Raw genomic sequence first — 13,820 nt, 5'->3', positions numbered from 1 at the left:
TATGAAAAAAATTAACGTTAAAAAGAGCACAATTTTGTGATTATTTATTGGGATATTTTCTCTAGTGGTCATGGTATTGTGTGCCATAATTATTTATCGTATAACTACTGGTATCGAATCAATTAAACACGTCAGATTTGAAGAATCAATTATTGGTGATGCACTTGCGTTTAAAGCATATGCAATTGGAATTTTAGCCTTTCTTTCAGTAATTTTCGCAATCTCGGTTGCTACATGCTACTTAGGATTTAGATCATGAAATTACAGCGCTACGCTTTAGGATAATGATGAAGAAAAAATTAATTTTAAGTCTATCAGCAATTTCTGTTGCTACCCCAATTACTGTTGTATCATGTTCAAATCCTTTTAAAGATACTGAAGGCATTAAAAATGCTAAATTCCAATATAATAACAATAATATATTCAAAAATAAATCTTACGCTCAATTTGAGTCTCAATACCTTTCAAGACTTTATCCACAAAACACACAGCAAGAAAAAGAAGATTATAAAGAAGTTTCAAAAGTGTTCAAAAGATTTTTTGATAACATCGACGATGTTTTATTCTTCGACATGCAACTATTTCACCAAAAATTCATTCTTTTAGGCAATAAATTGAATAATGTATATTCATCTGTTGACGAAGATGGTGATGTCGAAAGAAGATACGCTGCTTTGAATAAAAATTCATTAATTGCCTTAATACAATATATGTACGATAATACCCCTTATTCATATAATGTTTTAAACAAAGTTTGAGATGGTACGAAATATCGTGACATTGACACATTTAATGAAAATATCGTATTTGAATTCAACAAATCTCCAGTTGATACTGAAATTGATGCTATTTCAATTATCCCTAACGAAGTATTTGAAATTTTTAGATCGAACGAATTTAGAAACAACCCTAATTTTTCTAATTTTAAATTAGCATACAGAAAGATAATTGATACATATCAAATGTTGATTCATAAAATCGATGAACACGAACATCCAATTCAAAAAGCTCTAGCTCCAATTTACTATGTATTAAAAAATCCAACGCCAAATAAATATATTAATGAAAACTACGCAAGTACTATAGCTGGTAAATACGCTTTAATTAAGCCAAAAGAATTTGCAAAGTTAGGCGATGCTCAAAAAAGAATCACAGAATTTACAAAAGACCCAATTGCCTACTTTAATTACTTAAAAGAGAATGAATTTCTTAATGATGCGTTTAACAAAACAACAAATAAATTCAAGCAAACTTTTGACGAAGCTATTGATGCGTGAAAACAAGGTATTGGTAAATACGGATTCGTTCAATTGATTGCCTTCTCGCTATACTTAGATAACCCAACTAATATTCAGATTTTAGCATTCAATAAAAACGGAGATAAAACATACATGGTTGAATATAATGACGGAACACACAAATATTTATTCAATGCAATTGCTGATTTCCAAAACAGCGATAAAACAAGTTTAACAATTTACGAAAACAAAGATCAACTACAAGCTCAAGGATACACACTAAGCGAAGACACATTCTCGTTATTCGCTCCTGTATCAAGTTGAAAATAATCATTATTAAATTAAACTCACGATAATGTGAAAATTAATTCGAAAGTTCGAGTGAAACACAATAGATAAAATTTATTGTGGAACTTGAACTTTTTTTATAATGGAAAATTGTATTTTATGAGTATATACTATCTATTAAACAATAAAAATAATGATATTTCCAAAAAATAATTTTTGGAAATATCATGCATGAATTAGTGTGTTTTAAAATAGTATCAAAACAGACTAAATTTAAAGCACAAAGGTATTTATGATTTTACAATACCAATAAAAAAGCTTGAGAGCATAACGGAATATGCATTTTGCTGCGGCTTTTATTAAACAAAGCTAAACTTTTTCCAAAGTGCCTTTTCAGTTAACTTAACATAACAATTCATGAAATAAAATAGTTGTGTTATTTTTATTTGCGCAAATTTAATACATACGATACGAGCTTAAAAACATCCATAGCGCCAAAAACAAAACTGTTCTAGTATTATTAAAACTTGCAGAGAATTTTGATTTTAATCAGATTAGCAATGTTTTAGCGCAAAAAAAGTCAACAATGCAAATAAGATTTTGGAGAGCTAATTTTTAAAATTCCAAAAGAATCTATGAATCGCAAGGATTAAAAAGCATAAACAAATACAGTTTTAATGGATTAAATAAGGATAAGAAAAATCAATAAACCAATTTCTGTTTTTATCACACAAAAAGTTATAATTTTATTTTAATTTACTATGGAATGAGAAATATCGATCTAAACAATGAAACGAAAATATGGTTTTTCATACATTATTCAAGAAATCTATGAAATTTTATATTGAATTATATTGTATAATAAAAAAAAAAGAAAGGAATTTCGATGTCTAAGAAAAAAATGTTATTGATACCAGCTTTTAGCTCGCTAGCATTATTTGCGCCAATAGTTGCTATTTCGGAGGTTCATACAGCTGATAAAGAACAAGAATATCCTTATCAATTATCACCTAAAGAAAATACACCTGAAAGTCTTTTTTCAAAATATTACTATGATAATATTGATGAATTAGCCGGCATAGATACTAGTGTTCTTGAACTAAGTCTAAATGAATCTAATCTACAAAAAGTAAAAGATTTTAAAAATACAAAAAGATTTGAATTGTATAAAAAGGTTATGGGTAAAGATTTTACTAATTTTATCAAATATGACTTAAAGCCTTTTATTGATAGTATTGCAGGCGATTCCGCCTTACAAGAATCATGACAAGGAGAAGATAAACTAATTAATCTTACCTTTGATAAATTGAATGCAAGTAATTTACTACTTAATGACTTTAGATCTAACTTAATCAAATTAATTGAAGCCAGTGTTGATAAGTTATTGAATAAAAACAATGTAGTTGATGATGAATATAATAACTCGGACTTATTCGAAAAAATTCTTGAACAATACAAAAAACTTTATAAAAACTCGACTTTTAGAGACGCTTTTAAAAAATTTGTCATAAAATATAATGAATATTTAAAATTGATTAATGAAAATTATAAAGTACCGGTCAATGGAGAACCAAATCCCAAAATCATTTCTACTGATTATTTACAAAACGCAAATTACTACCTATTTTCTTTACCTCCATCTCTGTTTACTCTTGAAAATTTAACAACAGACAAAATGAGTGAAAAACTAAGTGGAATTTATGAAGATTTAGCGACAAACTTTTTTGACGCCCAAATCCAAACATTTCCAACTTCACGGGAAGTAAATGAGAAAAAAGCGTGAGCGGCAGAACAAGTTAAAAATGATTTTGAGACGAACGGGTACACAATTAAAGCAACCAAACGTTTAGCAGTTTTTGAAGATAGGATCGATGTTTTAGCTAATTATATTTCCAGAGAAAAAATTAAATCTTCTACTATTGAAATTTTTTTATATAGTGGAGAACTTGTTTTCAACTTATTCAATTCAACTGATTTCACTAGTACATTAACTTGATCTTACACACAAGGTTTTTTCTCACTTTTTAGAGTATTACTGACTCAGGAAAATGATATTAAATTAAATCAACGTAACGCCTATAACTATGATATATATTCGAAATATGAGGCCCCCGTTGACTTATTAGCTTTGGCGAGTGGATGACATACTTACCATCCATGGCAAACTTATGAAAAAACAAATTTGAGACCGCTATATCAACCGCCGTCGTGAATTTTGGATTTATTGAGTAATAACAATGAAAACCTGCCGGTTATAAGTCGAAAAGACAATGAATTTAAACAGATTTTTTTAAAAAACTATTCTCAATATATTAATTTTATTAATAATGTCGATTTAACATCTGTGTACTTAGGGAGTGTTTTTATTGACAAAAATATAAGTAGTATATCCTCTTATTATAAACCATATGCTGTTGATATATACAATTCATTACTTGTTGTGAAAGATGAAAATGATAATGATAACGATACCTACCACGCTTTTAAAGGTCTTATCAAAAAAATTGTAGACTGATATGATGAAACTTACATTAAAACTGGACAAAATACATTTGATAACTGAAATAAATATAGTAATTTACTAAATCGGATATATTTAATTTTAAGATCAAATCTAGTTGTTGATAGAATTTCAAATGAAACAAACCCACTTACGATCACAAATGTGTCTAATAATTACTTTCAAAATCTAGTTGTTGAAAATATTACTAAATATATTCAAGATAATGGTTCATATCAGGCACTTTTTGATAACATTGAAGTTAACGCAGATGAAGACGGAGAAAAGAAAGTTCCTATTCTTGAAAAAATCGAAATTTTAAATAATCTAAACCCTTATACAGATAATATTAGATCTTCATATTGAAAAAATGGAACTAACATTAATGGCTGACCAGAAGATTATCCGGGTCTTACTAAATTCTCATCTTTGTTTGTACTTAGTTTTCCATTAAACACCCAAGTTAAATCTAAATATAATGGTTTTTTAAATAAAGGTGAATATGATCTATTAACAACCGATGAACAAAACAAGTACATACAAAATACATTAGGTCAAGATGATGCATACTGGATGATTATCGAAACAATGGACAAACATTTGAAGGATAAGATTCAGTCTATAGCAACATTCGAGCAATATCGCAAATTTAAACCTTGATTTGACGACTTAACTAATTTATATAGTAATGATGAATTATCAGGCAAATTTGTAGATTTTATTATTAGTCTTAGAAACAATGTACCTTATGATAATTTCACCGATGAACTAAATGATTTGTTAAAGCCAGATTTGTATTCGAAACTTAAAGCAGTTAAAATTAAGGATAATGATACGAAAATCCAGCAATACTATGATCGTTTATATGAAGCTTCTCAAATAAAATTAGAAGATTTTGCTAATGTTTCTAAAAACTTACCTAAATTCATTGCGGCCTTATCGAAAGCTAGAGAGGTTAAAGCCAGTGAAAAATACACAGGAAGTGATGTTGATAGTTCGAAAAAAGCAATTTTTGATTTGTTTATTAATCAATACGAGCATCAACTAACAGATTCAAAATTGAATTCATTATTAACTAATAAACAATTACTTAATGAAATTGATACAATTGATTTTGTTATCAAATTGTTAGAACCTAATTCTGAAGTTGAATCAACAAACACAATTAACGTTAATACTTTAAAAGAAATTTTGAATCAAGAGTTAGATTCATACCTAACTAGAATCGACGAAAATATTGCTATTTTACCAACTACCGATGAGTGAAATACAGATGATTTAAAAAACACAAAACAAGCTCTAATTAACAAAATTAATGAACACAAAGATAGTATAAATGAAAAAAATGACCTTGATTCTCTTTTCACATTAATTAAACCGATTACAGCATTAGAAAGTGAGATTCAAAAGTTTGATGAATCAAATAAAGTTGAGACATTGATTATTAATAAGCTAAACACTTTCCCTGCAGAAATTAAAGACGAATTAAAAGCGGCTAACAAAAATAATGCACACAATATGGACTTAATCAATATTTTGACTAAAATTAATAACAAGCCCGATTCAAACCCGTACGAAGATTTATGGCAGCAATTGAACGAGAGAATTTCTAATTTACAAACTCTTTATAATGATGCATTACATAACATTAATGCAATCAATAATTCAGAATTCAACTCATTTAAGTTAAATTATGGCGATGTTATCGAAAGTGTTGAGTCTTACTTTACTCAGGAATACGATCGTTTGAAAAATGAAATTGCGAAAGAACCAAGTAAGTACGGTTTACTTGACTTGTATCCTTCTTACTATAATTTAGAAGCTGAACTTAAAAGAATGAACATTGTTGCCGCATCATTATTAACCGTCGTGCCTCATTTGAATGAAGAACAAGCAAAACTTTTACAAAAATTCATTGATGATCACTCATATATTCCGGATCCACATTATTTCCGAGATTCAACTTTTGAAAAATATGCAATTACAAATGTCGACTTCACCATCGCATTATTAGACAAAATAAAACAAATCACCCAGGAATTAGATGCTAAAAATACCAATTTAACTACCGCTCAAGAATTAATTAAAGCCAATCAGGCGGCAATTGAAGCAGCTAAACAACAACATAATGCTGATTTAGCCAGATTAGAAGAATTGGAAAAACAAAACCAAAAATTGCGTGACGAATTAGCTAAATTAAAACAAAGTCCAAAAGAAGAAAAAATAACTCCAACCCCATCTGAAAATCATAAAAAACGATCTATAAACAATAGTGATAATATCGGTATTATTATACTTTTAACTATTGTAATTGTTTCTTCGTTAATTTTATTAAGCATTATTTCAACTAGAAAAATTCTAAAGAAACAATAAATCATTACTAAAAACACCAACTAGCAAATACCTGGTGTTTTTTGTTTTGGGCATTTCGCGCTGAAAAGAGAATGCAATTAATACTAATTGAAAAAATAACTTGTGAGCTATTTTAATTTTAATTTGATTAATAAAAATCTTAAAGAAAACAGTCAACAATGTGAAAAAACAAAAGTTTCGTTTTTCTTAAATTTGATAAATGACAACTTTTGTTTTTATTTCACGTGATATATTTTATAATTAATAATTTTGTATATTTTTTAATTTAATGTATAATCTTGCGGATTAAGAAAGGGGGCTATATGAAAAAGAAAAAAATATTATTATTTCCAATACTTAGCTCGTTTGCAACATTAACTCCAATGGTTGCCATTTCAGAAACCTATGTTATTCCAAAAGAAGAAACACAAACTTTTCAATTAGGACCTAAAACAACTGCATCGGGGGGTCTTTTTGAAAATCATTACTATGATAACATTGATGAATTAGCAGGCATAGATCCTAGTGGTCTTAACTTAAGTTTAAGTGACTCTAGTTTACAAAAAATAAATGAGTTTAAAAACACAAAAAGATTTGATTTATACAAAAAAGTTATGGGTAAAGAATTTACGAATTTTATTAAGATTAATTTTAAAACATTTATTGATAATATCACAACCGATACGACTCTACAACAATCATGACAAGGTGATATGGAATTATCTGAAATCACTTTTGATAAGCTAAAGCAAAAAAATTTATTGTTTTTAGATTTTAGATATAACTTAATCAAGTTGATTGAAGCTAGCGTCAATCAATTGATGAACAAAAACGGTATTGTTGATGATGATTACAATAACTCACCTTTATACGAACAAATTCTTGAACAATATAAAAATCTTTATGAAAACGAAAATTTTAGAAACGCTTTTAAACAATTTGTCACAAAATATAATGAATATCTAAAGTTAATTAACGAAAATTATAAAGTTCAAGAAAATGGAGAGACAAATCCCAAAATTATTTCTACCGAATATTTAGATAACGCGAATTATTACTTATTTTCTTTACCTAAATCTTTATTTACCATTGAGAACTTAACAACAAGTAAACTAGGCGAAAAATTAACAGAAATTTATCGGGATTTGGCAACAAACTTTTTCGGCGCGCAAATCCAAACATTTCCCGCTTCACAAGAAGTAAATGAGAAAAAAGCGTGAGCTGCAAGTCAGGTTTTGAACAATTTAAGTACAAGTGAATATTCAACTAAAAGATATAAAAACCTAGCGATTTTTACGGACAGGGCTGATGTTTTGACTAAATATATTTCAAGACGAAAGTTCACATCTAGTAACGCTAGCATTCAAAAAACTTTAGATGATAATGATCTTATTTTGAACTTATTTGACGCAGATAATAATATTAATTCGATAACTCGCATGTCCTCTAATTGATTTTCATTGTTTTTTAGTTTACTCTTAACTCAAGAAAATGATCTTTATTTAAATCAACAAAATGCTTATAATCACGATATATATTTAAAATACGAAGCCCCTATTGACTTTTTGGCTCTAGCTACGGGATGACACTCTTATGAATCGTCAAATCCTTATAGTAGGCTAAATCTGACACCGCTATATGAACCTGCGCCGGTAATTTTAAATCTATTAAGACATAATAATTCAGATATGCCGGTTAAAAAACGAAAAGATAGTGAATTTAGACAGACTGTTTTAAAAAATTACTCTCAATATATTAATTTTATTAATAACTTGGATTCTGAACTAGTGGTTAATAAAGAGTTTTTTAACACTTATAACTTAGGAAACACGGTCAATTTCCATACTAATGTTGCTGCGCATATATCTGATTCATTACTAGTTGAAAAAGACGAAAACGATAATGCCAATGACACCTATCATTCATTTAAATTACTTATTAAAAAAGTTGTAGACTGGTATGATGAGACTTATATTAAAACTAGACAAAATACAATTGATAATTGAAAAAAATACAAGCATTTATTAGAGATAATATATCTTATTATAAGATCGAATTTATTAGTTCATAAAATTACGAATGAATCACATGAAATTTCAATCGAAAATATTTCAAATAATTATTTCCAAAATTTAATTGTTGAAAATATTAATAAGTATATTCAAGATCACGGTTCATATCAAGCCCTTTTTGATAACATTATTGTTACTGACGCTGAGGATAGAGAAAAAGATGTTCACATTCTTGATAAAATCAAAACTTTGAATGATTTGAGCCCTTACGGAAAGGAAATTTTTTATTCATACCTTGATAATTCAACTTACATTTATGGCTGGCCAGAGAATTATCCGGGATATTCTAAATTCTCTTCTTTATATTATTTATATCTTCCGTTTAATGTAGAAGTTAGATCTAAATACAACGGTTTTATAAATAAAGGTGAGTATGATCGTTTAACACCTGACGAACAAGATAAATACAAAGAAAATACATTAGGTCAAGATAATTTATATTGAATGATTATTGAAAAAATTGACAAACACTTGAAAGATAAAATCAATTCTATAAGAACATTCGAAGAGTATCATGAATTTGAACCTTGATTTATTGATTTAACTAATTTATATAGTAATGATGAATTATCAGGCAAATTTGTAGATTTTATTATTAGTCTTAGAAACAATAAACTTTACGATAATTTTACTGATGAATTGAATAATTTAATAATGCCAGATTTATTTTCGAAACTTAATAATGTTGAAATTAAAAATAGTGATACCAAAATTCAACAATACTATGATCGTCTATATGAAACATCTCAAATAAAATTAGAAGATTTTGCTAATGTTTCTAAAAATCTGCCTAAATTTATTGCGGCCTTATCGAAAGCTAGAGAAGTTAAAGCTAGTGAAAAATACACAGGAAGTGACGTTGATAGTTCAAAAAAAGCGATTTTTGACCTATTCATTAATCAATACGAAGGTCAATTGACTGACTCAAAATTGAACTCACTGTTAACCAACAAACAATTACTTAATGAAATCGATACAATTGATTTTGTTATCAAATTATTAGATCCAGAATCACAAGTTGAATCAACAAATACCATTAATGTTGATACTTTAAAACGAATTCTCAATCAAGAGTTAGATTCATACCTAACTAGAATCGACGAAAATATTGCTATTTTACCAACTACCGATGAGTGAAATACAGATGATTTAAAAAACACAAAACAAGCTCTAATTAACAAAATTAATGAACACAAAGATAGCATAAATGAAAAAAATGACCTTGATTCTCTTTTCACATTAATTAAACCGATTGCAGCATTAGAAAGTGAGATTCAAAAGTTTGATGAATCAAATAAAGTTGAAACATTGATCATTAACAAACTAAACACTCTTCCTACAGATATTAAAGACGAATTAAAAGCAGCCAATAAAACTAATGCTCACAATACGGACTTAATCAGTATTTTGACTAAAATTAGTGACCAACCTGATGCAAACCCATACGAAGAATTATGACACCAATTGAACGAGAGAATTTCTAATTTACAAACCCTTTATGATGATGCATTACAAAATATTAACGCAATCAATAATTCAGAATTCAACTCATTTAAGTTAAATTATGGCGATGTTATCGAAAGTATTGGGTCCTACTTTAGCCAAGAATATGATCGTTTAAAAAATGAAATCGCTAAAGAACCAAGCAAGCTAGGTTTACTTGACTTGTATCCTGCTTACTATAATTTAGAAGCCGAACTCAAAAGAATGAATATTGTTGCAGCGTCACTATTAAGCGTTGTACCTCATTTAAATAAAGAAGAGGCCAATCTTTTACAAAAATTCATTGATGATCACTCATATAGTCCAGATTCTCATTATTTCCAAAATTCAACTTTTGAAAAATATGCACTTGCAAATATTGACTTTGTTAACGCATTATTAGACAAAATAAAACACATCACTCAAGAGCTAAATACAAAAAATACTGATTTAACTAACGCCCAAGAATTAATTAAAGCTAATCAAGCGGCAATTGAGGCGGCTAAACAACAACATAATGCTAATTTAGAAAAATTAGAAGAATTAGAAAAACAAAACCAAAAATTACGTGATGAATTAGCTAAATTAAAACAAAGTCCCAATGAAGAAAAAACAACTCCAGCACCATCTAATACAGATAAAAAACAATCTATAAACAATAGTAATAATATTGCTATTATTTCAATTTTAGCTATTGTAATTATTTCTTCACTAATTTTATTAACCATTATTTCATCTAGAAAAATTCTCAAAGAACAATAATTATTAACAAAAAACACCAACCGCTAAAATGGCTGGCGTTTTTTGTTTTGTTTTATGTTTTTCCCACTAAAAAGGGAGCGTTTGAACAGAAGCAATCACAAAACATATCTAAAAAATACAATTTGAATAATGATTGTCAATGTTTTATTCATATTATATTGGTTAAAAACTAGTTCGCTAAGCTAGTAATATTTCTTTAGGTAATGCTTTTGTGGTAATTTTTATATTATTTGTCTGTAATTATTTTAAGAGCTGGTAAGTTTGTTAAAATTATGATAATTAAGGAGATTTATGAAAAAAATATTTGCTTACGATCTAGATGGGACTTTGTTTGTTAAAGATAATTCGATGCATGCAGACACTCCTGAAGCCCTAGCAAAAGTTCAAAAAAGCGGTCATTACAATGTTATAAGCACCGGGAGAGCACTTAATAATATTATTCAAGCTTTGGGCGATAAAATCAATCTTTTTGAATACATTTTAGGCTCAAACGGCTCAATTCTGTATGAAGTTAAAACAGGGCAAGTAAGAATTTTTGCTAAAGTTAATTTGGATGCTTTCGATCTTGCTTTACAAACAACAAAAGATAGCGACTTTTTATTGCGAGTAGATACACCAACAAATTCATTATGATACATTAATAATTTATCGAGTGCCAAATGAGTCGACAAACAAAACAGAATGGACCTAGCAAAAGTTTTGAATTTGGCCACACTTGAGCAAACGCAAAATTTTGCCAAACAAAACAAAGACAATATAATTCAAATTGCTTTACGTGGTGATAAAACAGAAATTTATCAAGTTTATGAAAAATATCAAAGTCTAATTGGTGCTAATTATGAAGTTAAATATACTAATGAGGTTTATATTGATATTAATGGTCTAAATAACAATAAATGAAGTGGGTTAAAACAAGTGGCTGAGCTTGCCAAAATAGATATTGCTAACATTGTTACTTTTGGTGACTCGGGCAACGATGTTGAAATGCTAAAAAACGCCGGTTTAGGAATTGCCATGGGCAATGGTACATTCGAGGCTAAAAGTGCTGCTAAAAAAATAATTGGCGCTAATGACACTAATGCCATCGCCACGACAATCACGGAATTGATATAAAAAACATAAAGCCAAGAGCTTTATGTTTTTATATATTAATTATTTTTCAGCATCGATAAGCAATTTCATTGCTTTAGTATCGGCTGCGTTTAAGAAAGTATTGTAGGCTTCCATCATATCACTTAAATTAAATTTGTGAGTAATAAGTTTTGAAACAGGTAATTTTCCGGTTGAAACTCCATTGATTAATAATGGTGTAGTATTGGTGTTAACTAATCCAGTTGTGATGGTTAGGTTTTTGATTCATAGATTTTGAACGTCAAAATCTACTTTTTTACCGTGTACTCCAACAACAGCGATGTGACCACCGGCTTTAACGATTTTTTGACATGTGTCTCATGTTTGAGGCATACCAACAGCTTCGATGGCTACATCAACTCCGTCAGCACCAACGATTTTTTGAACATCGGCTAATAGATTATCTGATGGAACAATAGTGTGGGTTGCTCCTAATTCTTTAGCTAATTTTAGTCTGTTTTCGTCAAAGTCAATTACTATAATGTTTGCTGGTGAGTATAGTTGTGAAGTTAATAAAACTCCCATTCCAACAGGTCCAGCACCAACAATAGCGATTGAATCACCTGGTTTTACATTACCATATTTAACACCGATTTCGTGTCCTGTTGGTAATGCATCTGATAACATAACTGCTACTTCATCTGAAATTGTCTCTGGATATTTGTATAAACTGTTATCAGCGAAAGGAACTCTCACGAATTCGGCTTGTGTACCGTCAATCATGTAACCGAATTTTCATCCACCTTCGTCTTCACGACAGTGTGAGTATAGTTGTTTTCTACAGTTGTCACATTTTCCACATGGTGTAACACATGAAATTAAGACTTTGTCTCCAACTTTGATGTTTGAAACGGCTTCACCAACCGATTCAACAATACCGATTCCTTCGTGTCCTAGGATTCTCCCTGAAGCAACTTCTGGGTTTTTTCCTTTATAAATACCTAAGTCAGTTCCACAAATTGTTGTTTTTGTTACTTTAACAATTGCGTCGGTTGGTTTTTGAATAACTGGTTTATCTACCATTTCTAGCGAGATATTGTGGTCGCCATGGTAAACTAATGCTTTCATTTTCATAGTATCTGTATTCTCCTAATGTAAAGATTGATAAAAAATTATCGAATTTATTATAGTAAATTTGATTGTGAATTTTAGTTTTTTGCAAAAATTTTTTTTATACATAATACGTATTAATTTTTTAGGCCTATATTTAACGGCAATTAGTAAATTCTAAAATAAAAACATTAGTTTTTGCTACATATACCATTTTATTTATGCGAATGTAGCAAAACAAATAAAAAATCATATATAGGCGTTTTTTTACTCTTAAATAATTATTTTTGATTTTATTGCTCCGTTTTCCTAAATTAACGTTTTATTTTTTCTAAATAAACAAATTATTTATCGAAAACAGACTTAAATTTATTTGATATTTTATTTTTATTTCGCTTATTGGGAGCAAAATAGTTGCCAAAACGCTACAAAAAAATAAAAAAAATTTGGCTTTTATCGCCAATATGTAATTTATTTTGGAATGAAGGCATAAAAATCTATTAAACAACATGCTAATTTTAGTTGCTTTCAAAAGGTAAATACAGTTTTAATCAACCAAAAATTATGATCTAATTAATACTTATATTAATATTAATATTAAAATTTGTACCTTATTATATTTTGCTATTTTTTTATTTTTAAATAACTGATTAAAAAAAATAAAAAAAATGTTTTGATCTTATCAATAATAATGTATATTTATATCACGGCAATTGTGAGATATGTCCGTAAAACAAGCACTAAAAAAATTTTAAAAAATATTTTTTCTAAATTAAAAAATGTGCTAACATTATATAGCAATTGTTCTTAACAATGCAAATCGTTCTTTGAAAACTAGATATATAAACATGACGAAGTCAATTTTTTCGAGAGTTTGATCCTGGCTCAGGATGAACGCTGGCTGTGTGCCTAATACATGCAAGTCGAGCGAAGTACTTTTGTACT

Annotated in this window: 6 protein-coding genes and 1 rRNA gene; 6 read left to right on the top strand and 1 reads right to left on the bottom strand. The window is 28.5% G+C overall.

The genetic code is table 4. The annotated features are described in order from the left end of the window. The first annotated feature begins 1 nt into the window (after position 1). The 5 genes from NXS15_RS02825 (at position 2) to NXS15_RS02805 (ending at position 11,807) form a co-directional block, all read left to right on the top strand. Positions 2–280 carry a hypothetical protein gene (locus tag NXS15_RS02825; RefSeq protein ID WP_259290351.1) on the top strand — a complete coding sequence of 93 codons (279 nt, stop codon included), beginning with the start codon at positions 2–4 and terminating at the stop codon, positions 278–280. A gap of 7 nt (positions 281–287) precedes the next feature. Further along, positions 288–1,568, top strand: a complete 1,281-nt coding sequence (locus NXS15_RS02820; RefSeq protein WP_259290350.1) for a hypothetical protein — start codon at positions 288–290, stop codon at positions 1,566–1,568. Between the two features lie 844 nt (positions 1,569–2,412). Next, positions 2,413–6,399 carry a hypothetical protein gene (locus NXS15_RS02815; RefSeq protein ID WP_259290349.1) on the top strand — a complete coding sequence of 1,329 codons (3,987 nt, stop codon included), beginning with the start codon at positions 2,413–2,415 and terminating at the stop codon, positions 6,397–6,399. A gap of 302 nt (positions 6,400–6,701) precedes the next feature. After that, positions 6,702–10,694 carry a CCDC90 family protein gene (locus tag NXS15_RS02810; protein ID WP_259290348.1) on the top strand — a complete coding sequence of 1,331 codons (3,993 nt, stop codon included), beginning with the start codon at positions 6,702–6,704 and terminating at the stop codon, positions 10,692–10,694. 291 nt (positions 10,695–10,985) lie between these two features. Beyond that, on the top strand, positions 10,986–11,807 hold the full coding sequence (locus NXS15_RS02805; protein WP_259290347.1) for an HAD family hydrolase: 822 nt from the start codon (positions 10,986–10,988) through the stop codon (positions 11,805–11,807). Positions 11,808–11,846: 39 nt separating this feature from the next. Here NXS15_RS02805 and NXS15_RS02800 read toward each other — a convergent pair whose 3' ends face one another. Further along, the gene (locus NXS15_RS02800) at positions 11,847–12,899 is read right to left on the bottom strand and encodes a zinc-dependent alcohol dehydrogenase family protein (RefSeq protein WP_259290346.1); all 1,053 of its coding nucleotides are present in this window, start codon (positions 12,897–12,899) and stop codon (positions 11,847–11,849) included. An 838-nt stretch (positions 12,900–13,737) separates the two neighbouring features. Between NXS15_RS02800 and NXS15_RS02795 the strand changes: the two genes are divergently transcribed. Further along, a 16S ribosomal RNA gene (locus tag NXS15_RS02795) occupies positions 13,738–13,820 on the top strand; the annotation flags it as partial.

The sequence above is a fragment of the Mycoplasma sp. CSL7475-4 genome (genome assembly GCF_024834065.1).
GTDB lineage: Bacteria > Bacillota_I > Bacilli_A > Mycoplasmatales > Metamycoplasmataceae > Mycoplasmopsis.
Note: the sequence above shows the minus strand (reverse complement) of the source record. Positions and strands in the feature narration are given on the sequence as shown.